At 70.8% G+C, this 26414-nt stretch carries 26 protein-coding genes; 11 read left to right on the forward strand and 15 right to left on the reverse strand.

The annotated features are described in order from the left end of the window. Window position 1: 1 nt before the first annotated feature. Window positions 2-1258, reverse strand: coding sequence for an RNA polymerase sigma factor (locus ACTRO_RS11230; protein WP_034263100.1), 1257 nt, complete (start codon window positions 1256-1258; stop codon window positions 2-4). A gap of 61 nt (window positions 1259-1319) precedes the next feature. Beyond that, the gene (locus ACTRO_RS11235; protein WP_034263101.1) at window positions 1320-1688 is read right to left on the reverse strand and encodes a YciI family protein; all 369 of its coding nucleotides are present in this window, start codon (window positions 1686-1688) and stop codon (window positions 1320-1322) included. A gap of 285 nt (window positions 1689-1973) precedes the next feature. On the opposite strand from ACTRO_RS11235, the gene ACTRO_RS11240 reads away from it, so the two are divergent. Further along, window positions 1974-2903, forward strand: a complete 930-nt coding sequence (locus ACTRO_RS11240; RefSeq protein WP_051450655.1) for an SGNH/GDSL hydrolase family protein — start codon at window positions 1974-1976, stop codon at window positions 2901-2903. A gap of 58 nt (window positions 2904-2961) precedes the next feature. Here ACTRO_RS11240 and ACTRO_RS11245 read toward each other — a convergent pair whose 3' ends face one another. Then, window positions 2962-3420, reverse strand: coding sequence for a GNAT family N-acetyltransferase (locus ACTRO_RS11245; RefSeq protein WP_034263102.1), 459 nt, complete (start codon window positions 3418-3420; stop codon window positions 2962-2964). A 60-nt stretch (window positions 3421-3480) separates the two neighbouring features. Continuing rightward, on the reverse strand, window positions 3481-4212 hold the full coding sequence (locus tag ACTRO_RS11250) for a hypothetical protein (RefSeq protein WP_157436059.1): 732 nt from the start codon (window positions 4210-4212) through the stop codon (window positions 3481-3483). Between the two features lie 140 nt (window positions 4213-4352). Here ACTRO_RS11250 and ACTRO_RS43160 point away from each other — a divergent pair, with 140 nt between their 5' ends. Beyond that, window positions 4353-5225 (forward strand): polysaccharide deacetylase family protein, encoded by an 873-nt coding sequence (locus tag ACTRO_RS43160; RefSeq protein WP_051450656.1) that lies wholly within the window; start codon window positions 4353-4355, stop codon window positions 5223-5225. A 10-nt stretch (window positions 5226-5235) separates the two neighbouring features. On the opposite strand, the gene ACTRO_RS11260 is transcribed toward ACTRO_RS43160, so the two are convergent. Then, window positions 5236-5700, reverse strand: a complete 465-nt coding sequence (locus ACTRO_RS11260; protein ID WP_034263105.1) for an HIT family protein — start codon at window positions 5698-5700, stop codon at window positions 5236-5238. Window positions 5701-5838: 138 nt separating this feature from the next. On the opposite strand from ACTRO_RS11260, the gene ACTRO_RS11265 reads away from it, so the two are divergent. Both ACTRO_RS11265 and ACTRO_RS11270 read left to right on the forward strand, forming a co-directional pair. Continuing rightward, window positions 5839-7242 (forward strand): hemolysin family protein, encoded by a 1404-nt coding sequence (locus tag ACTRO_RS11265; protein ID WP_084317049.1) that lies wholly within the window; start codon window positions 5839-5841, stop codon window positions 7240-7242. Window positions 7243-7315: 73 nt separating this feature from the next. Beyond that, complete coding sequence (locus ACTRO_RS11270; RefSeq protein ID WP_034263106.1) at window positions 7316-8311, forward strand: hemolysin family protein; 996 nt, start codon at window positions 7316-7318, stop codon at window positions 8309-8311. 31 nt (window positions 8312-8342) lie between these two features. On the opposite strand, the gene ACTRO_RS11275 is transcribed toward ACTRO_RS11270, so the two are convergent. Together ACTRO_RS11275 and ACTRO_RS47120 are read right to left on the reverse strand one after the other, a co-directional pair. Next, entirely contained in the window at window positions 8343-9305 is a 963-nt protein-coding gene (locus ACTRO_RS11275) for a D-2-hydroxyacid dehydrogenase family protein (RefSeq protein ID WP_034263108.1), read from the reverse strand. A gap of 38 nt (window positions 9306-9343) precedes the next feature. Next, window positions 9344-9595: a hypothetical protein gene (locus ACTRO_RS47120; protein WP_157436061.1), complete on the reverse strand. Its 252-nt coding sequence runs from the start codon at window positions 9593-9595 to the stop codon at window positions 9344-9346. A gap of 101 nt (window positions 9596-9696) precedes the next feature. Here ACTRO_RS47120 and ACTRO_RS11280 point away from each other — a divergent pair, with 101 nt between their 5' ends. The 3 genes from ACTRO_RS11280 to ACTRO_RS11290 all read left to right on the forward strand — a co-directional run bounded on the left by ACTRO_RS11280 (window position 9697) and on the right by ACTRO_RS11290 (window position 13157). Next, window positions 9697-11211: a serine/threonine-protein kinase gene (locus ACTRO_RS11280; RefSeq protein ID WP_425394878.1), complete on the forward strand. Its 1515-nt coding sequence runs from the start codon at window positions 9697-9699 to the stop codon at window positions 11209-11211. 35 nt (window positions 11212-11246) lie between these two features. Beyond that, on the forward strand, window positions 11247-11753 hold the full coding sequence (locus tag ACTRO_RS11285) for a hypothetical protein (RefSeq protein WP_034263110.1): 507 nt from the start codon (window positions 11247-11249) through the stop codon (window positions 11751-11753). A gap of 477 nt (window positions 11754-12230) precedes the next feature. Further along, a complete protein-coding gene (locus ACTRO_RS11290) occupies window positions 12231-13157 on the forward strand; it encodes a GH25 family lysozyme (RefSeq protein WP_425394879.1) in 927 nt (308 codons plus the stop codon). Between the two features lie 479 nt (window positions 13158-13636). Here the strand turns inward: ACTRO_RS11290 and ACTRO_RS11300 are convergent, their stop codons facing one another. Then, a complete protein-coding gene (locus tag ACTRO_RS11300; protein ID WP_034263115.1) occupies window positions 13637-14374 on the reverse strand; it encodes a DUF7873 family protein in 738 nt (245 codons plus the stop codon). A 114-nt stretch (window positions 14375-14488) separates the two neighbouring features. After that, window positions 14489-15160, reverse strand: a complete 672-nt coding sequence (locus tag ACTRO_RS11305) for a phosphoribosyltransferase (RefSeq protein WP_084316168.1) — start codon at window positions 15158-15160, stop codon at window positions 14489-14491. Between the two features lie 170 nt (window positions 15161-15330). Here ACTRO_RS11305 and ACTRO_RS11310 point away from each other — a divergent pair, with 170 nt between their 5' ends. The 4 genes from ACTRO_RS11310 to ACTRO_RS11320 all read left to right on the forward strand — a co-directional run bounded on the left by ACTRO_RS11310 (window position 15331) and on the right by ACTRO_RS11320 (window position 18430). Beyond that, on the forward strand, window positions 15331-15594 hold the full coding sequence (locus ACTRO_RS11310) for a hypothetical protein (protein ID WP_157436063.1): 264 nt from the start codon (window positions 15331-15333) through the stop codon (window positions 15592-15594). Window positions 15595-15706: 112 nt separating this feature from the next. Continuing rightward, window positions 15707-17611, forward strand: coding sequence for a transketolase (locus ACTRO_RS11315; protein WP_051450658.1), 1905 nt, complete (start codon window positions 15707-15709; stop codon window positions 17609-17611). Between the two features lie 134 nt (window positions 17612-17745). Beyond that, the gene (locus ACTRO_RS47125) at window positions 17746-17907 is read left to right on the forward strand and encodes a hypothetical protein (protein ID WP_157436065.1); all 162 of its coding nucleotides are present in this window, start codon (window positions 17746-17748) and stop codon (window positions 17905-17907) included. A 70-nt stretch (window positions 17908-17977) separates the two neighbouring features. Continuing rightward, window positions 17978-18430: a hemerythrin domain-containing protein gene (locus ACTRO_RS11320; RefSeq protein ID WP_169739877.1), complete on the forward strand. Its 453-nt coding sequence runs from the start codon at window positions 17978-17980 to the stop codon at window positions 18428-18430. 16 nt (window positions 18431-18446) lie between these two features. On the opposite strand, the gene ACTRO_RS11325 is transcribed toward ACTRO_RS11320, so the two are convergent. From ACTRO_RS11325 to ACTRO_RS11350, 6 genes are all read right to left on the reverse strand, one after another. Continuing rightward, window positions 18447-19373: an alpha/beta hydrolase gene (locus tag ACTRO_RS11325; RefSeq protein WP_084316169.1), complete on the reverse strand. Its 927-nt coding sequence runs from the start codon at window positions 19371-19373 to the stop codon at window positions 18447-18449. A 97-nt stretch (window positions 19374-19470) separates the two neighbouring features. Further along, on the reverse strand, window positions 19471-20106 hold the full coding sequence (locus ACTRO_RS11330; RefSeq protein ID WP_034274297.1) for a TetR/AcrR family transcriptional regulator: 636 nt from the start codon (window positions 20104-20106) through the stop codon (window positions 19471-19473). Between the two features lie 53 nt (window positions 20107-20159). Continuing rightward, complete coding sequence (locus ACTRO_RS11335; RefSeq protein ID WP_051450659.1) at window positions 20160-21002, reverse strand: carbohydrate ABC transporter permease; 843 nt, start codon at window positions 21000-21002, stop codon at window positions 20160-20162. Further along, window positions 20999-21958, reverse strand: coding sequence for a carbohydrate ABC transporter permease (locus ACTRO_RS11340; protein WP_034263120.1), 960 nt, complete (start codon window positions 21956-21958; stop codon window positions 20999-21001). The genes ACTRO_RS11335 and ACTRO_RS11340 overlap by 4 nt, the downstream gene beginning before the upstream one ends. A gap of 32 nt (window positions 21959-21990) precedes the next feature. Continuing rightward, window positions 21991-23280 (reverse strand): ABC transporter substrate-binding protein, encoded by a 1290-nt coding sequence (locus ACTRO_RS11345; protein ID WP_034263121.1) that lies wholly within the window; start codon window positions 23278-23280, stop codon window positions 21991-21993. 17 nt (window positions 23281-23297) lie between these two features. After that, the gene (locus ACTRO_RS11350; protein ID WP_034263123.1) at window positions 23298-26378 is read right to left on the reverse strand and encodes an RICIN domain-containing protein; all 3081 of its coding nucleotides are present in this window, start codon (window positions 26376-26378) and stop codon (window positions 23298-23300) included. Window positions 26379-26414 lie beyond the last annotated feature (36 nt).

A 26414-nucleotide genomic window follows, 5' to 3' on the forward strand; every position in this document is an offset into this window, starting at 1 on the left:
GTCAGTCTCGGCCCTCGGCCAGCCGGTCAGCCTGGGACTCCAGGAAGCGCCGCTCTGGCTCGCTGGCCGTGCGCCGCGCGGCTTCGCGGTAGCTCTCGCGGGCGCGGGAGTGATCGCCGGCCATCTCCAGCAGGTGCGCGCGTACCGCGTGCAGCCGGTGGTGGCCGGCCATCCGCTCGTCCTCGTCCAACGGGCGGAGCAGGTCGAGGCCGGCCTGCGGGCCGTCGGCCATGGCTGCGGCGACGGCGTGGTTCAGCGTCACCACGGGATTGGGTGACGCCCGCTCGAGCAGGCGGTACAGCAGGACGATCTGCCGCCAGTCGGTCTCTTCGGCGCTGGGCGCCTCTGCGTGCACGGCGGCGATGGCGGCCTGAAGTTGGTAAGGGCCGGAGGATCCGCCGGACAACGCCTCGGCCGTCAGCGCGAGGCCTTCATCGATCGCGGCGGCGTCCCACCGCGTGCGGTCCTGTTCCGCGAGCGGGATGAGATCGCCGGCGTCGTCGGTGCGCGCGGGCCGGCGGGCGTCGGTCAGCAGCATGAGCGCGAGCAGGGCCGCGACCTCCGGCATACCCGGCAGCGATCGGCGCAGGAGCCGGGTGAGCCGGATCGCCTCGCTGCTCAGCTCGACCTGGTGCAGGTCCTCGCCGGCGGTGCTCGTCGAACCCTCGTTGAAGATCAGGTAGAGGACGTGCAGGACCACGCCGAGCCGCTCCGGCAGCTCCGCGGCCGGCGGCAGCTCGAACTTCGCGCCGTCGCCGCGCACCCGCTGCTTGGCCCGGCTGATCCGCTGCGCCATCGTCGCCTCGGGAACGAGGAAGGCGCGCGCGATCTGACTCGTGGTCAGCCCGCCGCAGGCCCGCAGCGTCAACGCCAGCTGCGACGGCGGCGACAGGCTCGGGTGGCAGCACAGGAAGAGCAGGACCAGAGAATCGTCGCGGTCCGGCCGGGGCAGGTCGCCCGGCGCGTCTTCGGTCGGCTCCTCCGCACGGACCATCGCCGCCACGGCCGCCTCGCGGCGCCTGCGCGCGAGGTCGCTGCGTCCGCGGTCGACGAGCCTGCGGTGGGCGACCCGGGTCAGCCAGCCGACCGGGTTCTCCGGGACGCCGTCCTCGCGCCACTGCACGATCGCGTCGAGCAGCGCGTCCTGAACCGCGTCCTCGCACTCCTCGAACCTGCCGTAGCGGCGCACCAGGGCGCCCACCACCTGCGGGACCAGGTCTCGCAGCAGCTCGTCGATGTCTCGGTCCGCAGCAGGCATACGAGCGCAAGATTAGCCTGAGCCGGGCCCGGGGGCCTCGACGGGCCCCCGGGCGAGTCGATCAAGCCGCGGCGCCGTCGCTGAAGACGATCGGCCGCACCTCGACCCCGAGGCCTTCGATCTTCGCGTCCGGGATCATCGCGGCCACCTCGATCGCGCGCTCCCGGTCCTTGACGTCGATCACGTAAGCGCCGCCGACCAGCTCCTTGGCCTCGGCGTAGGGGCCGTCTGTCACCGCGGGCACGCCGCCGCGCACGCGGACCACGGCGCCCTGGTCCGGACCGGCCAGGGCAAAGGTCCCGACGAACTCGCCGGAAGCCTTGACCGCCTCCATGAAATCGCCGTGACCTTGGAAGACGGCATTGCGCTCCTCCTGCGACAGTGCGTCCAGGACCTCGGCGTCCGGGTAGAGCATGATCAGGTACTTCATGGGTCGCTCCTCGTTCGGTGAGGCGCCGGTGCGCCTCTTCACTCCTCTATCGGAGCCGGGACGGGGTTCTCGACATCACCCGCGAGAATCTTCCGGGAGATTTTTGAGCGTTCTCCGGCCGGGTCTCCGGCTCGGTCCCCGGCTGAGGTCTCCATCGGGGGGTCGGCGGGCCGGCGTCACATCGCCTTGACAAGCATCCGGCGCGGCCAGCAGGCTGCTCTCAGCCATGGTGCGCTGACGGTGTTGTCTGAGCACGATCCCTCATCGCCGCCAAAGGAGACGCAGTTGCGCGCCACCCGTGCCGCCAAGCCGGCCGGCTTCCGGCTGGTTGCGCTGCTCCTCACCCTCGCTCTGCTCGCGGCCGGCTGCTCCACGAACCCGGCCGGCTCGTCCCGGACCGCGGCCGCCGCGTCGCGCGCAGCCTCGTCCACCGCGTCGTCCAGGGCGGCGTCCAGGGCGGCGTCCGGGCTGTCGTACGTCGCGATGGGCAGTTCCTTCGCGGCCGGCCCGGGCATCGAGCCGGCGGAGCCGGGCAGCCCGGCCGGCTGCGTGCGCTCGGCGCGCAATTACGCCAACCTCGTCGCCGCGCAGATCGGCGCCCGGCTGACCGACGTCTCGTGCATCGGCGCCACCACCGACAACATCCTCACGCACAGGCAGGGCGGCCGGCCGCCGCAGATCGACGCCGTCGGCCGGGGGACGCGGCTCGTCACGGTGACGATCGGCGGCAACGACATCGACTACTTCGGCAGCCTGTCCGCCTACTCCTGTCACGACGGCGGCAGCACGTCGTGCCACCTCGTCGACGTCGGCGCGATCGAGCGGACGCTGCCCTCGCTGACGGGCCGTCTGGAGAACGTCGTGACCGCGATCCGGGCGCGCGCGCCGCATGCCAGGGTGCTGCTCGTGACCTACTTCACCGTCTTGCCGGCCGCCGGAGGCTGCGCGAACGTGCCGCTCAGCGCCGGCCACCTCGCCTTCGAACGCTCACTCGCCGCCACCCTGGCCCAGGACACCGCCACTGCCGCCCACGCGACCGGCGCGACCCTGGTCGACCTGGCGGGCGCAAGCGAGCAGCACGACGCCTGCTCCACGCAGCCGTGGGTGAACGCGTTCTACACGACCTCCGGCGACTGGCCGTACCACCCCACCCCCGCCGGCATGGCCGGCGCCGCGCGCTTGATCGAGCAGACGCTGGCGGCCAAGGCGACCTAGCGCGGCTTGGCGCGGATCAGTGGGGCTTACAGCTCAGCGCGGCCGCGCGCTCGGAGGATCAGCCGAGCAGGGTCTCGCCGACGATCTGATCGCCCATCACCTCCCCGGTCGGCCGGAACCCGAGCCTGAGGTAGAAGTCCTGCGGGCCGTGCTCGCCCGGGATCCACAGCACCGTCGCCCGCTTCTGCCCGCGACGACGCGCCTCGGCCAGCACGGACTCCACCGCGAACCGGCCGTACCCGCGCCCCTGGCAGTCGGCTGCGATATTCAGCCGCCAGATCCCGCAGCGGAAGGCCTCGACCGGGCTCTGCGGGTCGAAGCCCCCCATGACGAACCCCACGACGTCATCGCCGTCGCGCACGAGCCGCGGCCAGGCTATCTCGGGGCTCGCATAGGCCTCCGCGAGCGACCACGCGACCGGGGCCACGAAGTCCTCCTGCTCCGGCCGCACCTTCAGACGGCACGCAGCGCCCACGTTCTCCGGCGTGATCGCCTCAAGCTGCAGTGATGAAGTCATCCCGCGACACTATCCGCCGCCACTGACATCCAGCCGATGTAAGGAAGCGCGGCCGCGGGCCTACTGGAGGACTACTTCCTCGACGCCTATCAGTACCTTCTGTTCGCCGCTGGTCCGCGTCTCGCCGAGATGCTTCCAGCTGTTGTCCGTCTGGGCGTAGGCGCGCTCCGCCACGATCGGAACCACTTCCCACGTCTCCCCGGGCCGCGCCGGCCCGGACATGGACGCACTGAATCCGTCAGCATCCATCGGGACCTCGCTCGCCGCACACGGGACTCCGGGCACGCAGACCTCGTCGTGGACGGTGACGGGCGCGTCCAGGTCGTAGCCGTCGCTGACGAGAGCGGCGTGGAGCTGGGCACTGGTCAGGTGCAGCACGGGCGGCGACGACGCGTCAGCGATCTTCAGTGACGCCACGGGATGAGCATAATCAAGGCCCGTGTACCACTGGCCGTAGGTGATCTCCACGCCGTGGATGAGGCAATACCAGCACGCGTTGGGATTCGGCGAGCTCGGGGGCTCGATCGTGGCCCGGGCCACGTCGTCCACGTGGACCGCATCGGGGCTCGCCGAACATGGTGCGAGGAACGAGCAGTAGTCGTTGTCGTATACCTCAGTCGTCGCGCGCAGCGGCGCCGACCGCGTCGGCGCGCTCACCGACGTGTCCACCGATCCGCCGAAGATCTCCAGCGCCCCCGCCACGAGCACGACGGCGACGCCGGTCACGGCCACCGTCCGGGCCATCCGTCGGCGCATGGCCGGCTCCGTCCCCCGTTCCCCCAGTTCCAGCACGGCGTCAGTGTAAGACAAAACCCTTGCATTAGTCCGAACGGGTGGAGTCAGGCCTGTCCGTCCACCTCAACGGCCCAGTCGTGTGATCATCTGGCGCGCAGCGGGGAAGGGCGATCTCGACACGGGAAGGCGGTCGGGCCTTGGAGCACAAAGACGCGAACGACCCGTCCGGGGAGTCGGACGAGGAGACGGAGCAGCCGCCGCGGCGCCGCATGCTGCTCTCCGCCGCCGGGTTCATGCTGCTGGCGATCACCACGACGAACTCCATAACCCGGCGCGGCTCGACCGCGATGAGCAACGCCGGCGGCAGCCACCCGCAGGCGCTCGACCCCGCACCGGGCCTGGACGACCCCTCCCTGCCCGACGGCAGCGACCCGTCCGGCACCTCGCCCACCGACAAGCCGCAGTCCCGGTTGGCCTCGGCGCCGCGCTACTACGTGGACGACTCCGCCGGGCCCACGGCGATCGCGCTCACCCTCGACGACGGCCCGCACCCGATCTACACGCTGCAGATCCTCGAGATCCTTGACCGCTACGACATCAAGGCCACGTTCAACATGATCGGCAAGCAGGTCCGCGGCAACCTCGCCCTGGTGCGCGAGGTCTCGGCCGCCGGCCACACGATCACGAACCACACCTGGGACCACGCCGACATGCGTAAGTACTCGGCCGCCCGCATCGTGTCCGAGATAGACGCCTGCAACGACGCCCTCGCCGACGCGAATCAGCAGCCCACGATCTTCCGCGCGCCCTACGGCTACTGGACCCCCGCCGTCTTCGCGGCCTGTGCCACCCGCTCGCTCACCCCGCTGGGCTGGTCCGTGGACCCGCAGGACTGGGACACCGCGCACGTGAGCACGCAGGACATCGTCAACACGGTGCTGCGCACCACCCACGAGCACGACATCATCCTGGAGCACGACGGCGGCGGCGACCGCAGCAACACCGTCGCGGCGCTGCAGATCTTCCTCCCGGAACTGCTCGACCGCGGCTTCGTCTTCACCGCAGTCTGAGGCCGGCGGCTCATCCGCCCCAAAAGGCCCGTAGCCGTTCCGCGTAAGGCAGGCGCAGCTCGGGCGAAGCGCTCTGCGCCATCGGCTTCGTCCGATACAGATCGTCGCCGGCGTACCGCGGGAAGACGTGCACGTGGTAGTGCCAGACGTCTTGGTTGCCGGCTGGTTCGTTGTGCTGTCGCGTCGAGATCCCGTCGCAGCCGTATGTATCGCGCATGGCGAGCGCCACCTCGCGGACCACGTCGTGGACGGCGTGGCCGGCATCGGGCGGCAGGCCGTACAGGTTCTCGTAGTGGCCGGTCGGAACGACGAGGACGTGGCCGAGGTTGTTCGGCCACCAGCGCGGGGCGATGAACGCCATCGCCTCGGGCGTGCGGCGCACGATGTCGCGCTGGGAGTTCAGCCAGTCCTCGCCACCGGCTGCCAGGCGGCAGAAGGGGCACACGTAGCCGGCGGGCGCATGAGTGATCGTCACAGGGAACGACCATGGCCCGTCAGCCTGCCACGGAGCAAGCCCGGGCCGGGCCCGAGCGGCCCGGCCCTCTGACGACACGTCGGCTCCGCGCGCCCAGCGCCCGCCCTGGAGGCGCGCGGGCAGGCTAGGGTGGCGCGGGTGATCCAGGCGCTGTTGATCCTGCTGGCAGTCGTGCTGACCGCACTGTGCGCCGTGTTCGTGGCCGCGGAGTTCTCGCTGACCACGGTCGAGCGTTCGCGGGTGGAGCAGGCCGCGGCGGCCGGGGACCGGCGGGCGGCGGGGGTGCTCGACGCGGTGCGGCACTTGACCATCCAGCTCTCCGCGGCCCAGCTGGGCATCACCGTGACGAGCCTGGTGATCGGCATGGCGGCGGAGCCGTCGATCGCGACCCTGCTGCGCGGGCCGCTGCGGGCGCTCGGGCTCTCGCCGGACACGGCGCAGAGCGCGGCGCTGGTGATCGGGCTGCTCGTCTCGACCGGCGTGCTGATGGTGGCCGGCGAGCTGGTCCCGAAGAACCTGGCGATCACCAACCCGCTGGGCGTGGCGAAGGCGGTCACCGGGCCACTGCGCATGTTCGCCACCGCGTTCAGCGTGTTCATCAGGCATCTGAACCGGGCTGCGAACCGGGTCGTGCGCGCGTACGGGCTGTCCCCGACCGAGGAGCTCGCCTCCGCACGCACTCCGCAGGAATTGGTGGCGCTGGCACGGCATTCCGCCCGCGAGGGGACGATAGAGCGGGACACGGCCGAGCACTTCGTCCGGGCTCTGCGACTGCGCGAGCTGAAGGCGGAGAACGTGATGACGCCCCGGGTCGACGTCCAGGCCCTCGGTCTCGACGCGACCGCGCGGGAGGTCGCGCAACTGAGCGCGGCGACCGGCTTCTCACGCTTCCCGGTCTGGCGCGATTCGCTCGACGACGTGGTGGGCGTGGTGCACATCAAGGCCGCGCTGACCATCCCGGCCGAACTGCGCGGCCGCATGCCGGTCGTCGACCTGATGTCAGATCCGTTGCTGGTGCCCGAGTCGCTGCCCGCCGACGTGCTCCTGGAACGGGTGCGCGGAGTGCCGGGCCTGGCCGTAGTGCTCGACGAGTACGGCGGGATGGCCGGGGTGGTCAGCGTGGAGGACGTCCTCGAGGAGATCGTCGGCGAGATCCGCGACGAGCACGATCCCGAGCGCAACGGCGAGATGGTCGAACTGGAGGCGGGCGCCGGACGCCGGCGATGGAGCGTGGACGGCGTCGTGCGGATTCACCAGCTGAGCGCCCTGGGGCTGGTGGTGCCCGCCGGGCCCTACGAGACCCTGGCCGGGCTGATCGCGGCGGACCTCGGCCGCATCCCGAAGGTCGGGGACCGGATCGAAGCGGGCGGGTGGGAGTTGCGGGTCAAGCGCGTCGAGCACCACACGGCGGAGCGAGTGGAGATCACGACGCCGGCGGCTGAGTCAGGTGCTCACGACGACAGTCACGATCACGAGCACAGACACCGGTTCGGGTACGGACACGGGGATCACCACGACGGGCAGGAAAAGGAGGAGGCATGAGCGAGCTTGCGAGCTCATCATTCAGCACAGTGCGCCCGCGAATGCGCCTACCGAGCGCCAGCGAGGTGGTGTCATGAGCGTCGTGGAACTCCTCATCGGCGTGTTGACGCTGGTGACCAACGCGTTCTTCGTCGGCGGCGAGTTCGCCCTGGTCTCGGTGCGCCGCAGCCAGATCGAGCCGCGGGCCGAGGCCGGCAATCGCAGGGCCCGGACGGTGATGTGGGGGCTCGAACACGTCTCCGGCCTCCTGGCGACGGCTCAGCTCGGGGTGACCGCATCGTCACTGGTGCTGGGCGCCGTGACGGAGCCGGCGATGTCGCACCTGCTCGAACCGGTGCTCGCCGACATCGGGCTGCCGTCCGGGTTGATCCACACGATCGCGTTCGTGATCGCGCTGGCGCTCGCGACCTACGCCCACATGCTCTTCGGCGAGATGGTGCCGAAGAACATCGCCCTGGCCGCTCCGGAGCGCACGGCCCTGCTGCTGGTGCCGTCGCTGGTCGGGCTCACCCGGGCGCTGCGGCCGCTCGTGGCGGCGATCAACGCGACGGCCAACGGGGTGCTGCGGCTGCTGCGGGTCGAGGTGCGCGACGAGGTCGCCTCGGTGTTCACCGAGGAGGAGCTCGCGGCGCTGGTCGCGGACTCGTCGCGGGCGCATCTGCTGCCGGAGCGCGAGACCGAGCTGGCCCGCGAGGTGCTCGATCTCGGCCGCCGACCGGTGGAACGGGTGCTGCGCCCGCTGGCCGACGCCGTGTGCGCCGACCCGGGCGTGACTCCGGCAGAGCTCGAACAACTCGCGGCGCGCACCGGCTACTCGCGCTTCCCGGTGTGCGAGGACGGCCAGATCCTCGGGTACCTGCACGTCAAGGACGTCCTCGGGGCGGTGCCGGGGGTCCCGTTCCCGGCCGCCGACCTGCGCCCGGTCGCGCGCGTCGCCCCGGAGACGCCGCTCGACGACGTGCTCGACGCGATGCGACGCTCGGGCGCCCACCTCGCGGTCGCGACGAATGCGGACGGAGCACCCGCCGGGCTGGTCACGCTGCAGGACGTACTCGCCGACCTGGCTTGAACTCCCGCCACTGTGCAGCCCTCGCGCGGCTTCAGGACGGCAGAACCCTGACCGGCGCGCCGTCCAGGAACGCGACGATGTCCTCCACGACTTCGCCGTAGAACGTGCGGTAGTTGCGCTCCGTGACATAGCCGAGGTGCGGGGTGGCCAGCACGTTCGGCAGCGTACGCAGCGGATCGTCGGCCGGGAGCGGCTCGGACTCGAAGACGTCGAGGCCCGCGCCGGCGATCCAGCCTTCCGTCAGGGCGCGGACGAGCGCGTCCCGGTCCACGATCGGCGCGCGCGACGTGTTGATCAGGTAGGCGTCCGGACGCATCGCGCGCAGCTCCTCCTCGCCGAGCAGGCCGCGGGTGCGGTCGGAGAGCACGAGGTGGACGGAGACGAACTCGGCCTGCCGCAGCAGATCCTGCTTGCTCTCGGCCAGCCGGGCCCCGGCCTCGGCGGCGCGCTGCCCGGTCAGGTTCTGGCTCCACGCGACCACGTCCATGCCGAAGGCGGCGCCGATCCGGGCGACCTGGCTGCCGATCCGGCCGAGGCCGAGCAGGCCGAGGGTGGCGCCGCTCAGGTCCCGGCCGAGCGTCAGCTGCCAGGGGCCGCCCGCGCGCAACCCGTTGCTCTCCGCCGTCAGATGCCGGGCCAGGCCGAGGATCAGCGCGAAGGTGAGCTCGCCGGTCGAGCTCGAGCTGCCGGCCGTGCCGCAGACCGTCACGCCGGCCTCGTTCGCGGCGGCCACGTCGATGGACGCGTTGCGCATGCCGGTCGTCACCAGCAGGCGCAGCTTCGGCAGGCGCCGCAGCAGATCCGCGTCGAAGGCCGTGCGCTCCCGCATGGCCACCACGATCTCCTGCTCGGCCAACGCCGCGACCAGCGCCTCGCGGTCGTCGATGTGCGCGCGCAGCACCCGCACCTCGGCCCGGCCGGCCAACGGGCTCCAGTCGGCGCTGGCGGACGCGGCATCCTGATAGTCGTCGAGGACGACGCAGTTCATGGTCATCGGGTACGTATATCACGCATATCCGCGCTCACCGCCACTCACACGATCGTCATCCGACCCGGCTCGGTGCGCAGCTGCCGGATGGCACGCTCAAGCCAGTCCTCGTAGTAGTCGAGGAAGGCCGGGCCCAGGGTCCATTCGCCGAGCTCGTAGAACAGGGTGACCACCCGGCCTCGAGCGGCGCCGCTGGTGACGACGGCGGTGAAGTCCCCCGCAGGTGCGCACCACTGAGTTCCGTACGCGGATTCCGTTGCGGTACCGGGCGTGCCCGCGTGGTGTGGATCTGTCATCAGACCTCCCTACAATGACTCGCGTGATTAACGAGGGGCCGGTGGAGCCCGTTGTCATCGATGGTCGCTTTCAGCTGCTGAACCAGCTCGGCGGTGGCGGCATGGGCCTGGTCTGGCGCGCCTACGACCTGGCGCTTCAGCGCGAGGTCGCCCTCAAGGAGGTCCGGTCCGGCGACGACGCGGGCTCGGCCGGGGACACCGCGGCGGCGCGGCAGCGGGAGCGGGTGCTACGGGAGGCCAGGGCACTGGCACGTTTGCAGCACCCGAACGTGGTGGCGATCTTCCACATCGTCGACACGCCGAACCTGCGTCACCCCTGGCTCGTCATGGAGCTCGTCACCGGGGGCTCGCTGGAGGACCTGCTGCGCGGCGGCCCGCGACCGCCGGCGGAGGTGGCCCGGATCGGCCGCGGCGTGCTCGCCGCGCTGGATGCCGCGCACCGCGCCGGGATCCAGCACCGCGACGTGAAGCCTGGCAATGTGCTGCTGCGGCCGGACGGGACGCCGGTGCTGACGGACTTCGGCATCGCCGCGGTGCGGGATTCGACCCAGCTGACCGCCACCGGCTCGATCATCGGCTCGCCCGAGTTCATGGCGCCGGAGCGGCTGCGTGGCCTGGAGGGGAATCCGGCCTCGGACCTGTGGTCCCTCGGGATTCTGCTCTACCTCGCGGTCGAGGGGCACAGCCCGATGCGCCGGGCGACGACGATGGCGACGCTCGCGGCCGTGCTCGACGCACCGATCCCGCATCCGGTCCACGCCGGCCCGCTCATGCCCGTCCTCGCCGGGCTGCTCCAACGCGATCCGGCCGCTCGGCTCAAGGCCGACGCGGTGGACCGCCTGCTCGCCGAGGCGGCCGCGCCGCTCAGCATCAGCGGCATGCCGCAGCCTTGGGACGCGCCGCCGCCGACCCTGTCCACCGGCGGGGTTGTACCCGTGCCCGCCCGCGCGGCCGGCCGACCCCGGATGGGAGCGCGCTTCGGCGTCACCGTGGCGCTCACCGCTGTAGCGGTACTGGTCGGGGCCGTGCTGTGGGCGACGCACTCGCATCGGGCCGCGCCGTCCGCCGAAGGACAGGGCTCGACGCAGCCGACTGCTCGCGGCGTCACGGCGCCGGGCTCGAGCGCGGCGACACCGACGGCTCAGGCGGCGTCCGCGAGCGCCGCGCCGGGCGCTCTGCTCACCCCCGCCGGGATCGAGGCCTTCGTCAAGGCTCTGCCATCACTGATCGGCACCACGAAGATCTATACCCTGGCTCTCTACGCCGACTACGCCGACTTCGAGGCCCCCGCCAAGGACGGCGCCGGCGAGTACGACGAGTACACGTACGAGGACGGCAAGATCACGTCCGACGATCCCGGCGGCTACGTGGAGGACGGCGAGAACTCGGCCGACCTCACCACGATCGACTGGAGCGTCATACCAGGGCTGATCCAGAAGTCCGACCAGGAACTCAACGTCGAGAATCCGACCATGCACTATGTCATCGTCGACCCCAACTGGGCTTTCGCTCCCGGCACGTCTCTGCGCGTCTACTGCGCCAACGACTACGGCGGCGGATACCTGCTCGCGGACATCCACGGGAAGATCCTCGACAAGATACCGGCTGGGAGTTAGAGACTCGGACGTCGAGGCGGACGTACGCTTTCGCTATGAGCAGACACGCGTCAGATCCGCCGCGGCCGGACGACGAGGCGGGGCGTACGTTCTCATTCGAGATCGAGGTCGAGACGCCCTTGCAGATCTCGGTTTCGTCCGCCCTGGTCTTGGCCGAGATCGTCGGCGCGTGGGCGCTCGCGGAGTTCGCGCAGCAGTCGCTCGGCCTCTGGCGCTTCGCCCTGGCCGTCCCGCTGGTGCTGATCGCTCTGGTCCAGGGGCTGCTCACCTTCATCGCCCTCGCCGCCCTGATCGGGGAGCGGCCCATCGCGCCGAACGCGCCGCGCTGGCTGCGCGTCGCCGCCCGGTACCTGGGCTACGGGCTGGGCGGAATGCTGCTCGCCGACCTGGTGATGGCGGGCATGACCATCAGCTACCCGCAACCACGGCCGTGGATCGGCTACGTGAGCATCTCGGCCGCGGCGTTCGTCGTGGGCGTGGCCTCCGGAATCAAGCATCGACGACGTCGGCGGGCGCGCCTGCGCGAGGAGCGGAGTTCTTAGGCGATCCACCGGGCATCAACGGCGGAATCATCTGACCGGACCGCCGCCGCAGCCAGGCATTCGCCGCGCCGCCGCACCCGAGGACGTGGGAATTCACCTGCACTTCACGGTGAGCCGGTAAGTCAGCAACACCCCGGCGGGGCGGTCCACCTGGGCGTTTAAGAAAGAACTCTGATTCATGACGCGCCCTTTGCCGCGCCATGGTGTTCCGGCTGCTAGAAAATCGTCTGAGCCCGGATACGACTCAGACCTCGAAGACGAGGGGGCCGGATCCGGGCGCCCGTCCACGCCGTCGTCGTGGGCGAGGCCCGGCGCTGCCCGGGCTTCGCCGCGCGCGGCGGGACGGGAACAACGGGCGGACGAGGACACCACCAGTCGCGAGCCCGTCGCCGGACACGGCCCGGTGGCCGGACGCGACCCCGCGTGCGGCTCGGACGGCCTGCCCGGAGCGCCTACCCACACAGCGCCCCAGGAGGAATACCCATGTTCTCGACCCATGCCGCGACCACCGCTCGGCGACGGCTGCTCGCCGTCGGCGCCCTGACCGTCGGCTTCGCCCTCACCGCGACCATCACGGCGGGCGCCGCGACCGCGTCCGCCACCTCCGCGGCCTCGACCAGCGCCTCGTCCGCGCTGCCCAAGGGCAGCACCATCCCGCTCGGCGACGGCTACATGGGCGTCGGCTACGTCCAGGACGCGAAGAACTTCAAGCCCGACACCCGCCAGCTCGACCTCACCTCCGCCGCCACGATCACCCCGCTCGCGGCGGCCTGGGGTCCGCTCGGCATCGACGTCTCGCACTATCAGGGCTCGATCAACTGGTCCTCGGTGAAGTCCGCCGGCATCTCGTTCGCCTACATCAAGGCCACCGAGGGCACGACCTACACGGACCCGGACTTCAGCGCGAACTACCTGAACGCGTACAACGCCAAGGTGATCCGCGGCGCGTACCACTTCGCCCAGCCCGGTTCATCCAGCGGCGCCGCGCAGGCCACCTACTTCGCCGCGCACGGCGGCGCCTGGTCGGCCGACAACCTGACGCTGCCGGGCATGCTGGACCTCGAGGGCGGCTGCTACGGCCTGTCCACCTCGGCGATGGATTCCTGGATCCTGTCCTTCTACAACACCTACAAGTCGAAGACCGGCCGCGACGTGGTCATCTACACCAGCCCGAGCTGGTGGGACACCTGCACCGCCGACTGGAGCGGAATGACCGCCAAGAGCCCGCTGTTCATCGCGGACTGGACCACCGCCGCGAGCCCCACCATCCCGGCCGCGTTCTCGTACGCGACGCTGTGGCAGTACTCGGACTCGGGCTCGGTCAGCGGCGTCTCCGGCGCCGTGGACCGGGACAAGTTCAACGGCACCGCCGCGCGCCTGCTCGCCCTCGCCAACAACACCTGACACCGGCGCCGGGGTCCATGGCCCCGGCCGGAAAAAGGGGCGGATCCCGGTGGAGTGTCCATCCACCGGGATCCTGGGTTCCCCAGCAGGCGTACAGCCTGAAAGGGTGCCGCTCTATCGACGCCCCGACACGTTTAAGGGCCTGGATCATTCTGATCGAACGCGCGGCCTTGCCATTAGGCCTACCGCCGCAGGAAGAGCGGCGGGCCGGATTCGAACCGGCATTTCACGTGGTCGTCCAGGTCCGTTCGATTCGGGGCAGGAGCGGCGATGACCGAGTCTCGAGCGATAGTCTGCTGGTGATGGCCGCGCTGCCTCTACCGTTTTTGGGCTACCCCGGCGCGTGGTGCCGGGGGCAGGAGTCGAACCTGCTCTTGGGACGCGGCTTCGTCAGTCTCCACTTGAGTTTCAGTCTGCGCTTGCGCGCCGCCTCCCCGGGGCTCAACCGGGAAGGAGCCTTCTGATGGGCGGGGGCCGGGTCAGCCGAACAGGTACCCGAACACCGCCGCGCCGACGTGCTGGTCGGCGGTCTCGGTGCCGTTGGCCTCCTCGCGGGCGAACTTCACCGCCTGCTGTAGCTTCTCCACCCGCTCGAGCAGGTCGTTGACGCGCTTGGCGGGCAGGGCGCCGGAGAACTTCACCGTGGTCCAGTAGCCGATGGTCACGTCCTCGTAGTAGACCTCGACCTGCGCCGGGTGCTTCTCGGTGGCCTCGGCCTTGACGTGGTTGCGCGGCACGCGCTTGGTCCGGTAGGTCTGCACCGGCTCGGTCTTCCAGCTGTCCGCGGACGCGTCGAGCACCCAGGACTCGGCGGCGTCGAGCACCGGCAGCTTCTTGACGAAGGTGTGCAGGTCGGTCAGCTGCTTCTCCAGGAAGAGCAGGTAAGTGACCGGGACGTCCTCGATCAGCACCGTGCCGTCCACGATCACGTTCGCCTTGGCCGCGCAGTTGGCCCAGTCCTTGGTGGCGGTCACGTCGAACAGCCGGGTGAGCGAGACCGCGGTGCGCTGGAGCACCTCCTCGGCCTTCACCTGCACCTTCGTCGACTCCGGCGGCAGCTGCTCGCCCTCGTCGTCCTTGGGCTGGTACGTGCGCGCGATGCCGGAGAGCAGGGCCGGCTTGAGCAGCTGGTGGTGCGCCTCGGTGAGTTCCGAGAACGACTTGGCCTTGACGCCCTTCTCCACCGCGATGATCTGGTTGAGCTTGGTGACCGCCACGCTCCGACCCCTCCCCCGGCCCGTGCCGGACCTCGCCCCTGCTGTGTTCGAACACGTTCTTCGTGTTCGATGGAGGACAACGTAGGTCACCGGCGCGGCATGGTCAAAGCGTTATCAACGGCCCGCCCGGCCGCTTTCCGGATGCGCGCCCGCCAGCAGCCGGATCACATCAGAGTCCTGTAATTGCTCGAACCGCTCGTACCACTGGCCGACCGCCTCGAAGCGGGCCGGAGTCAGCAGGCTGACGACGACGTCGACCAGCGGGACCAGCCGCGCCGCCGCGTCGGGAGCGCACACCGGGGCGGCGAAAATCAGCCTACGCATATCCCAGCGTCGCAGGGCTCGGACCGCGGCGGTGGCGGTGACGCCGGTGGCCAGTCCGTCGTCGGCCAGCACGACTTCGCGCCCGGCCAGATCCGGCAGCGCCCGCTCTCCCCGGTACCGCGCGACCCGGCGCCGCAGCTCGCGCCGCTCGCCCTCGGCCAGCGCCTCCACCTGCCGCTCGTCCAGGCCGAAGTCGTGGAAGTACGGACCGGGCACGACCTCGGCGGAGCCCTCGGCGATCGCGGCGATGCCGAGTTCGGGCGAGCCGGGCAGGCCGATCTTGCGGGAGACGAACACGTCCACCGGCACGCCGAGGCGGTCCGCGATACAGCGCGCGATCGGCACGCCGCCGCGCGGCAGTCCCAGCACCACCGGGTCGTGCAGGCCCAGCTGGGCCACCCGGACGGAGAGCCGGCGGCCGGCGTCCTCGCGGTCCGCGAACGGCACGGTCTCACCGGACACGGGCGCCCACGACCGTCGTCGTCAGCCGGAAGACGTACATGATCATCTCGTTCATGGGGTGCGGTTGCCCGAGATCGCCGGAAGCATGCACGGTGTGACCGTCCGTTTCGGGGGGAAACGGGATACCGGATCACTTGAGGATCGACCCGATCGACCCAGAGGAGCTCGCCATGTCCGATCCGGACCCGACCACGCCGGCGGAGCGGCTGCGCCGCATCGAGGAGGAGACCGACCAGCTCGACCGGCATATCGACGAGGCCCGCGAGGCCGTGCGCCGCGCTACGAAGGCCGAATCCATGGCGATGCCGGGCGACGAGCGGGGAGAGGGCTCGGTGGGCTCGGTGGGCGGGCGTGCCGACGAGGAGGACGAGGAATACCGGGAGGACGAGGGGCGGGGCGAGCAGGATCAGGGCGGGACCGACCGAACGGAGTAGGCGGCCGCCCGCGTTCCGGCGTTTGCCGACCGGCCGAGCGGCAACCCGCGCCCGGTCCGGACCGGGGGACGCCGGGCCGTGCGCGGCGCCGGCACGAAGGAGGCAGACACATATGACCAGCATCAGCGCCGGGGTTTCGTCGGCGGGCGCGGATCTCGATTCCGTGGCCGACCTCGCCCGGCAGTTGCGGGTGGACTCGATCCGCGCGACCACCGCCGCGGGCTCCGGCCACCCCACCTCGAGCATGTCCGCCGCCGACCTGGCCGCGGTGCTCCTCGCCCGCCACCTGCGGTACGACTGGTCCGATCCGTCGCGGCGGGACAACGACTACTTCATCCTGTCCAAGGGCCACGCCTCGCCGCTGCTCTACGCCATGTACCGGGCCGTCGGCGCGATCGAGGAGAAGGAGCTGCTCGAGACCTACCGGCGCGGCGGGCGGCTGGAGGGCCATCCCACCCCGCGGCTGCCCTGGGTCCCGGTGGCCACCGGCTCGCTCGGCCAGGGCATCGCCTACGCGACCGGGATGGCCCTGGCCGGACGCGCCATGCCGGACCGGCCCTACCGGGTGTGGGTGCTGTGCGGCGACGGCGAGATGGCCGAGGGCTCGGTCTGGGAGGCGCTGGACAAGGCCGGCCTACACAAGCTCGACAACCTCACCGTGATCGTCGACGTCAACCGGCTCGGCCAGACCGGGCCGACCGAGTTCGGCTGGGACCTGGACGCCTACGCCGCGCGGATGCGCGCCTTCGGCGCCGACGTGCAGGTGATCGACGGGCACGACCTGGGCGCGATCGACGCCGCGCTGCAGAACGCGACGGTCGCCGAGCGGCCGACGGTCATCCTGGCCCGCACGGTCAAGGGCCGCGGGTACAAGCGCGTGGCGGACTCGCCGGACTGGCACGGCAAGCCGCTGCCGCAGGACATGGCCGAGGAGGCCATCGCCGAGCTCGGCGGCGTCAGCGACGTCCGCGTCCGGGGCCCGATCCCGCGCGACGCGGCGGACGAGCCCGACCAGGTGCACGCGGCGCTGCGGCGCACCCCGAGCGAGTCGCGGCCGCACGTGACGGCGCCGACCTACGAGGTCGGCGAGGAGATGGCCACCCGCAAGGCCTACGGCCAAGCGCTGGTAGCCCTCGGCGAGCACGATCCGGACGTGGTCGTGCTCGACGGCGAGGTGGGCAACTCGACCGGGTCGCAGCAGTTCGAGAAGGCGCACCCGGAGCGCTACTTCCAGCTCTACATCTCGGAGCAGCAGATGGTCGCGACGGCGGTCGGCTTCGCCGAGCGCGGCTGGCGTCCGTACGCGGCCACCTTCGCGGCCTTCGTGAGCCGGGCGCACGACTTCCTGCGGATGAGCGCGATCGACGGCCCGGCGATCCGGCTGGCCGGCTCGCACTGCGGGGTGGAGATCGGCCCGGACGGGCCCTCCCAGATGGGCCTGGAGGACCTGGCGATGATGCGGGCGCTGCACGGCTCGACCGTGCTCTACCCGTCCGACGCGGCGAGCGCGGCCAAGCTGACCGTCGCGATGAACCAGATCCCCGGTATCAGCTATCTGCGCACCACTCGCGGCTCGTATCCGGTGCTCTACCAGCCGGACGAGGCGTTCCCGATCGGCGGGTCGAAGCTGTGGGGCGAGGGCGCCGACGACGTGGCCACCCTCGTCGGCGCGGGCGTGACCCTGCACGAGTGCCTGAAGGCGGCCACCGAACTGGCTCACGACGGGCTGCCGGTGCGGGTGCTCGACCTGTACTCGATCAAGCCGATCGACGCCGTCGCGCTGCAGGCCTGCGCCGAGCAGACCGGCCTGATGGTGACGGTGGAGGACCACCGGCCGGAGGGCGGGATCGGCGAGGCCGTCGCGGCGGCGCTCGCGGACGTGCCGTGCACGCTGCGGCGGCTGGCGGTCGACGCGCTGCCCGGGTCCGACTCGCCGGAGCGCAATCTCGCGGCGGCCGGGATCGACGCCCAGAGCATCGCGGCGGCCGTGCGCGAGGCCGTCGGGCCGCAGGGCTGAGTCGGGACTTAGGACCCGAACACCGTGACCGCGGCGGCGAAGGCGACTCCCGCCGCCGCGGTCACCGGCAACCCCCGCGGACGGACCCGGAATGAAAGCGTGGTCGGTGTCCACCGCGGACCCGCCGGCCACGCATGCTGGCGTCGTTCCTGCTGGCGGGCGAGGGCCTGGCCTTCGGCCCGCGCGTGCTGCTGTGGATCGGCGTCGGACTGTTCGTCGCGCTGTGCGTGGGCGGGTTCGCGATGCGCGCGTGGACGGACTACGTGGCCGATCGGGCCGAGGGCGAAGCGCCCTGACCGTCCGATGCGCATGATGCGCGGCGGCCCGGGTACGGGAGCCGGATCCGACCTGATGAAGGAGGCTACGATGCCCGAGGGAGCCGATGCCACGACGGAACTGAGCCGGGAGCACGCGGAGATCGAGCGGCTGGTGCTGCGCATCGCCACGCTCGAACCCTGCCTGGAGCGCGCGTTGCTCGTGCGCGACGCCACGAGCCGTTTCCTCACCCACGCCAAGGCCGAGGAGCAGTTCCTGCTGCCCGCGTTCCGGCGCTACCTGCCCGGAGGCGAGCGCGAGGCGGTCGAGCAGGAGCGGCACGTGCACGACATCCGGGCCACCGTCGAAGGGATCGAACACGGCGATGACGACGAGTTCAACGCCCTGGTCAACGGATTCGTCCTCGACGCCCAGCGGCACATCGAACGGCAGGACACGGTCCTGCTGCCCGCCCTGCTCGACGCCGCCGGGCGCGAGGAGGTCAACCACATCGGCCGGCAGGTGCGCCACGCCCTGCTGACCGAGCGCGAGGGCGACCGGTAGCGCCCGGAAGCGCGACTCAGTGCCCTGATCGAAGACGGCGTGTCAGAAACTTGATCTGAGCTTCGGCCGCTTCCTCGTGCGCGGCCAGGAACGGCGCGTAGTGCCCGCCCGGAAGTTCTACGAGCTCTGCGTTCTTGGCGCGACGGGCCGCGGCGATCGCGGCGGGCGGATAGGCGGACTTGTCATCCGCGCAGACGATCACCTGCAACGGACAGCTGATCCGCGCCGCGGCCCGGCCGGGGCGATAGGCCGCGAGACGCAGCACGGAGCGTGCGGCGGCCTCCTTGCGCCAGTCCTGCGCGTGCTTGTTCTCGGGATCGAGCGCGCGCTGGCTGTCGACGACGTCCGGCGTGGTCAGCACCGCGACGGTGCCCGGGTCCGCCCAGAGCGGAACCGTCAGCGGCGCACGGCCGAAGCGGCCGCCGAGCGCGTCGAGGACGCCGCGGGCGGTGAGGCGGAGCGAGGCGGCCGGGGTCTGGAACCGCATGGCCGCGCGGGCGGCCGTCATGCCGCCGGCGTTGGGGGTCTGGGCGATGGCGGCGGCGAGACGCGGGTTGCGCGCGGCGACCTGGAAGATGTGGCCGCCGGTCGCGGAGAAGCCCCACACCGCGATCCGGGCGGGGTCGACACCCGGCAGCGTCGCCGCGTAGTCGATGGCGCCCTGCCAGTCGGCGAGCTGCTCGCGCACCCGCATCACCTGGCGCGGTTCGCCTTCGGACTCGCCGAGGTGCCGATAGTCGAACGCCAGCACGCCGAAGCCGGCCGCGTTGAAGCGCGCGGCGAACAGGTCGGTGGCCGGTTCCTTGGTCACCGCGAAGCCGCCGGCCATCACCACGCACGAGCCGTCCGTGCCGGGATAGTGCCAGGCCGCGAGCCGTGCGCCGGCGACGGTGAAGGACACCGCCTCGCGGGTGGGGGAAGTCGTGCGGGATGTGCCGGACATGGAAGCCTCCCTGCGGGCGGGAACGGAACCGCCCCTCGACACAAGTGAACCACGTGGTTCACAAATGCGCGAGGGCAGGGTCCCGCTTCCGTTCCGGTCAGGATTCGGCCTGCTCACGCTCCAGCATCCGCAGCAGCGCCGCGAGGCCCGCCTCGCCGCCGGTCTCGCCGTCGGGGCTGGTGCGCCGCTGGACCAGGAACCCGCGCAACGCCGCGAACACCAGCTCCGCGACCTGCTCCCTGCGCTGCGCGCTCCACTCCTGCGGGCACAGGCCGGCCAGCAGCGGAAGGAAGCGCTCGGAGGAGTCGGCGGCGAGCATGCCGTGGCGCTGCGGGTCGTACATCGCGAGGCCGAGCGCCTGGTCCAGCGCACGCTGGCCCTCTCCCGTGCCGACCAGCAGCGGCCAGATCGCCTTGACCCGCTCGGCCAGGCTCTGCGGGTGCGCCGGATCGAGCGCCGCGGCCTGCCCGGAGCTCGCCCGCCGCTCCCGAAGCAGCTCCACCGCCTCGCGCAGCAGCTCCTCGGCGCCGGCGAAGTGGTAGAGCAGCACCTTGTGCGTCGTCCCGGCGGCCTTGGCCGCGCGGCGCAGGGAGAAGTCGACCAGTCCGTGCGCGGCGAGGTCGGCGGTGACGTACTCGAGCAGCTCGCGCCGCCGCGCCTGGCCGCGCGGGGAGCCGGCCGAGCGCCGGTATCCGGCCGGAGACGCCGCGTCCGGATCCGGGTCAGAGGCCATGTTCACCCTGCCAGCTTCTCATCCGGACGCCGCGTCCCGCCGCCGGCCGCTCCTCAACTCCGCAGGGCGCCGGCCATGAAGCCGCGGACGTAGCTGCGCTGCAGCACCAGGAACAGCATCAGGCAGGGGATGGCCATGAACACCACGCCCGCCTGCAGCGTCGGGTAGTCGATGGAGCCGAAGGTGCGCCCCTCCATCGCCACCACGGCGAGCGGGAGGGTGAACTTGTCCGAGGAGTTGAGCAGGATCAGGGCGGCGAAGAACTCGTTCCACGCGGCCAGGAACGCGAACAGGCCGACGGTCACGACCGCGGGGCGCACTGCGTGGATCATCACCCGGCTGAGGGTGGCGAAGGTGCCGCAGCCGTCGACGGCGGCCGAGTCCTCGAACTCCTGCGGCACCGCCTCGAACGCGTTGCGCATCAGGAAGGTGGCGAACGGCAGCTGGAACATCACGAGCACCGCGGCCAGGCCCAGCAGCGAGTTCTGCAGGCCGAGCCAGCCGAGCAGGACGTAGAGCGGGATCAGGATCGTGGGATAGGGCACCATCAGGATCGCCAGCGTGGCCAGGAACAGCGCGTTCTTGCCCGGGAAGCGGAAGCGGCCGAAGGCGTAGCCGCCGAGCAGCGAGACGGTCAGGGTGCCGGCCACGGTCAGCGCGGTGACCTCGACACTGTTCATCAGGTAGGTGCCGATGCCGTCGCCGTAGTGGACCATGTTGCGGTAGTTGGCCAGTCCGAAGCCGTTCGAGGTGCGCACCGACGCCCACCCGCTCCACAGCAGCGGGAAGAGGAACAGGATCGCCAGCGCGGTCGCGGTGGTGTAGTAGCCCAGCTTCCCGGCCGCCCGGCGCGAGCGGTATGTCCGGGGTCTGCGATCGGTCCGGCGGGTGCTCACGAGTCGTTCCTCCGGCGCAGGATGGACAGTTGCAGGACATTGAGGATGAGCAGGACCACGAGCGCGAGTACGGAGAGCGCGGCGGCCGAGCCGAGGTCGAAGCGGACGAAGGCCTCCCGGACGATGACCATGACCACCGAGGTGGTCGAGTCGTCCGGGCCGCCCTTGGTCAGGATGTAGAACTGGTCGAAGGCGAGCAGCGAGCCGGTGATCATCATGATCAGCACCAGCGCGATGGTCGGGCGCAGCAGCGGCAGGGTGATCCGGCGCAGGCACTGCAGCCGGTTCGCGCCGTCGACCCGCGCGGCCTCGTAGAGCTCCACCGGGATGGCCTGCAGCCCGGTCAGCAGGATGATCATGTTGAAGCCGGCGAAGCGCCAGGTGACCAGCGTGACGATGGACCCGAGCGCGCCGCCGGGGCTGCCGGAGATCCAGTCCACCGGGGCGCTGATGAGGCCGAGGTGCTGCAGGATCGGGTTGACCGGGCCGACGGCGGAGCTCAGGAAGCCGAGGAAGAGCAGGGAGGCGGTGGCGAAGCCGACCGCCGCGGGCAGGAAGTAGGCGGTGCGCAGCAGGCCGACCCCGGGCCGGGGGTTCTGCACCAGCAGGGCCAGCCCGAGGGAGACGGCGAAGAGCACCACGGTCATGATCACGGTGTACCGCAGCGTGAACCAGACTGCTGACATCAGCAGATTGTTCTGGGCTAGTTCCGAGTAGTTCTGCGGAGCGTTGAAGGTGGGGTTGCCGAGCAGGGGCCAGTGGTGCAGAGACATCCACACCACCAGCACCAGCGGCGTCAGGAAGAGCAGGGCCACCACGGCGGCCGTGGGCAGGGCGTAGGCCCAGCCGGAGACGGCTCGGCGCGTGGCGCGCCGGGACCGGCGCCCCGGCCGGGCGCCGGCCGGAGGGCCGGCGTCCGGGGGCGCGTCCTGCGGGCTCACCGTGGTGGTCTGCATGGCGGCTCCTTCGTAGCGCGGGCGGACGCCCGCTACTGCTGCTGCAGCGAAGAGGTGATCGCGCTCTGGCCGGTGGCCAGTGCCTGGGTGAGGCTGGGCCCGAAGAACGCGCCGCGCAGCGTCGTGGTCCACGGGCTCTGCGGATCGTTGTAGCTGGCGTTGAAGTTGAGCGCGTACGGGGTCTGGCCCTTCGCCAGCACCTGGTTGCCGACCAGCACGTTCGGGTCGGCCTCGGCGTACTGGTTGTCGGCCAGGTCGGTGCGGGCGATCATCTCGCTGGCCTTGGCGATGACGTCCACCTGGGCCTGCTGGCCGAGCGTCCAGGACAGGAAGTCCCAGGCCGCGGCCTCGTGCGAGCTGGTCGCCGAGATGCCGGCGACGTCGCCGCCGATGAAGGTGGACTGGCCGCCGTTCACGCCGGGGATCGGCGCGACGCCCATGTCCAGGCCCTTCTGCTTGAGCAGGCTGTACCAGGAGAACGGACCGGGCGCGATGCCGATGTTCCCGTTCTCCAGGGCGCCGAGCCAGGTGGTCCCGTCCTCCTGTTTCGCGGCCGGGGCCATCGTCCCGTCCGCGAACAGGCCGCGGTAGACCTGCAGGACGGCCTGGGCCTGCGGCGAGTCGATGGTGCTCTGGGTGCCGGCGGCGTTCATCACCTGGCCGCCGTCGGCCCAGATGGAGGGCCACACCGTGAACTCGACGCAGCCGCCGCAGTTGCCGCCTTCGTACGTACCGTAGACGCCGCCGCCGAGTTTGGCGATGGCGCGCGCCTGGGTGGCGTACTCCGCCAGCGTGGTCGGGGGCTTGTCCGGGTCGAGGCCCGCCTTCTTGTACAGGGTCTTGTTGTAGTACATGACGGACAGGTCCAGGGCGTGCGGGATGGCGTAGACCTTGCCGTTCGCGCTGCCGGCCCGGATGAACGAGGGCACGACGTCGCTCTTGAACGAGAGCGCGTTGAACTGGCTGGTCACGTCGGCCCACAGGCCTTGGGAGACGTAGTTCGGCGCGAACACCACGTCGGAGGTGAAGATGTCCGGCAGGGCGTGTGCGCCCGCGGCCGAGGCGATCTTCGCCGGGTACTGCTCGTTGGGGTACACGGTCAGCACGACGTGGTTCTTGTGCGAGGCGTTGTAGGCGTCGATCAAAGCCTGGGTCTGGGACTGGGTGCCGGCGCGGGTCCACATGGTGATGGTGACCCCGGTGGTCGCGCCGGCCGCCGGCTGCCCGGATCCGCCGCTGGAGCAGGCGGATCCGGTGACGGCGAGGACGAGCGCGGCCATGGCCGCGCTGACGGCTCTTCGCAGGTGTCTGGTGCGGAACATGGTCGCGCTCCTCGATCTCAGCTGGCCAGCGTGATGGTGATCGTGGTGGTGCCGGGCGTGACGGTGACGCTGTGCGTGGACGAGCTGTACGTGCCGCCGCTCACCGCGGTGACGTTCACCGTGTTGAAGATCGGCAGCTGGATCTGGATGCTGCCCGAGGGCAGGGTGCCGGTGAGCGAGACGGTGACCACCCGGACGCTGCTCGGCTTGGTCACCGCGAGGGAGACGCCGAAGGTGGACCGGGAGCCGCTGCTCGCCGTGTAGGAGTTCGTCAGGTTATTGACGGAGATGTTCTGTCCGGCGGTGATCCAGGTGTTCGGGACACCGCGTCCGATGTAGAGCGGATACGTGTACGTGTACGGACCGGTGCCGCTCGCGGTGAACCCTTCGGCCACCAGCGATTCGAGCAGGCCCTGCTGCTGGGCCGAGGTGGGCCAGGCGTACGGGCAGGCGCCGAACTCGGGGCCGGCGTGGTTGCCGATCCACGGGTTGCCGGAGCTGGGTCCGGAACCGTTCGCCTCCCACCACGCATTCGGGCCGCCGGTCGTGGTCGACAGCTGCCAGGCGTAGCTGGTGATCGGCAGGTCGCGGTACTGGGTGCCGTACAGGCCGTTGATCGCGTAGGCCGTGTTGTACGCCGTGGAGTAGCCGTTGAACGCGCCGAAGGTCGGGTACGGCAGTCCGTTGGAGGAGAGCCGGCCGAAGCCGTAGGCGTAGAGCGCGTCGCCCTGGGCCGGGTCGCCGGCGATGCCGCTGAGCGGACCGCCCTGGAGCATCGTCGACCACTGGTCCTGCCCGACCCACTCGGCCGAGGCCCAGTTGGCGTCGTTGTAGGTGCCGCAGCGGTTGGCCGAGTCGGCCTGGTTCACCGTGCACGGCAGGTAGCTGAATCCGTTCGCTGATTCAGTGTTGCCCAGCAGGGTGTTGAGGTGGCTCAGCAGCGAGGTGTACGCGCTGTCGGCGTACTCGGCCTCGGTGGTGTTGCCGAGGCGGGTGGCGATGTACTTGTAGGCGGCCAGGCCCTGCAGCGCCGAGTAGTCGTCGAAGAGCCAGCGGCCGGACGAGTCGTTGTCGAAGCTGCTGGCCAGGACGCCGTCGGAGGAGAGCTGGCCCTGGTAGATGGTGTGCATGATGGTGTAGAGGCTCGGACCCCACTGGCTGGAGCCGCTGGCGTCGTCGTGGAAGTACTGGCTGACGAACGCGGTGTCGTTGGTCTTGGCGAGGTATTCGGCCCAGACCGCGGGCGTCTTCCAGTCGCCGTCGTAGTACCAGTTGGCGCCCTGCTCGTTGAAGCTCGGGCTTTCCGAGATCCGGGCCGTGAGCAACAGGTTCTGCGCGTCGTGCAGGTCGCCGGTCTCGAACCGTGCCATCAGCTCGCCGGGCACGTCGTGGTTGAGCAGCCAGGCGTAGTTGTTCGCGGCGGAGAACTGGGCCTCGCCGACCTGCATGATCAGGTTGTAGATCGTGCCGGCCTTGTAGGCGTTGACCAGGGCGGTGCCCGGGTTGGCCAGGCTGCCGGTGTTCGGCAGGGTGAGGTTCGGCAGCGAGATCGTCGGGGTCTCGGCGACGCGGCCGTTCCAGTACGAGGTCATCGCGCTGTAGGCGCTGTCGAGCGTCGGCGCGCTGGAGCTGAGCGTCGAGGTGCTCGGGAGCGCCACGCCGGAGCCGAAGTTGTCCACGGCGGCGACGTAGTCGTGGTTGCTCGTGGCGCCGGGCTGGACGGTGTTGAGCGAGGAACTCGTCAGGCGCACCAGGTTCGTGCCGGTGCCGCCCGGGTCGAGCGTGATCGCGGAGCTGCCGTTGTTGGTCACCGAGACCCGGGTGTAGACGAGCATGAACGAGTTGCCGGAGATGGTGACCTTGTCGGCGAAGTCCTTGATCGAGACCGCGGTCGTGCCGCTGGTGAACGACGTGGTCAGGGCCGGCAGGTAGCCGCTGTCCTCAGTCCACTGCACCGACTGCGCCGGGCGGGCGCCGCCGGTCTGGTAGATGCTGAAGGAGTACATCGCGCCGCAGATGTTGGTGCCGCCGGAGTTGTACGTGGTGGGCACGCCGCGGGCGAAGTAGGAGCCTGACAGGTAGCTGAAGACCGGCCAGTAGTTGCCGTCCCAGCCGAGGGCGGACTCGTTGTAGTAGCCCTGGCCGTACGGGTCGTTCGGCGTCGGGAAGCCGGTGCCGTAGGCGTTGGGCAGGCTGGAGTTGTGGCAGGCGTTCGGCGCCACGGCCGGGATGCCCTGGTAGGTCGTGGTGGTGCCGGAGGCGTTGACGGTCCAGGAGAAGCTCGTCGAGCCGGTCGCGCCGGTGCTGTCCTTGGCGGTGACCGTGGCCGTCGAGGACCCGGCCGTGCTCGGCGTCCCGGAGATCAGGCCGGAGGAGCTGATCGACAGACCGGCGGGCAGCCCGCTTGCCGTGTAGGTCAGGCTCTGGCCGCTGGCCGAGTCCGAGCCGGAGACCTGCAGCGAGACGGCCGTGCCGACGGTCGAGGTCTGCGATCCCGGATTGCCCACGGTGACGGTGTTCCCGGTGCCGGTGGTGCCGCCCGGGTAGGACGTCAGGCCCCAGACGCGCGTCGTCGCGCTCGTGCACGGGAGCTGGACGAGCAGGGCGTCGTTGGCGGTGCTGTCCCCGGTGGGCACGATGCACTTGCCGGAGTTGACCGACACCAGGTTGAAGGTGTTGGTGGCACCGCTGATCGAGACCGGTTGCAGCGTCCACTGCTGGTTGGACTGGCTGTTGCAGGTGTACTGGATGACCGTGGCGTTGTCAGCGGTCGACTTGCCCGAGACGTCCACGCAGAGCCCTGCGAAGCTCGAGATGGTGTAGGTGGCCGTCGTGCCGGAGACCGGCGTGAAGGTCCAGTTCTGGTTGGTGCCGGAGTTGCAGGACCACTGGATCAGCTGGATGCCGGTGGTCGTCTGGCTGTTGGGGTCGTCCAGGCAGTCGGCGCTGCCCTTGTTGACGGCGGTGGTGGTGAAGGTGCTCGCGGCCGCGGCCGGCGTGGCCGCGGTCAGCACGGGCAGCGCGACTGCCAGCAGCAGGCCGGCGACTGCGGCCGCGAGGGTGCGACGCGGTTTGCGCGTCGGTCGGGTGCGCCTCATCGCGCACTCACCCGCCTCGCCTCATCGCGCCACGGG

The organism is Actinospica robiniae DSM 44927, from assembly GCF_000504285.1.
GTDB classification, from domain to species: Bacteria; Actinomycetota; Actinomycetes; order Streptomycetales; family Catenulisporaceae; genus Actinospica; species Actinospica robiniae.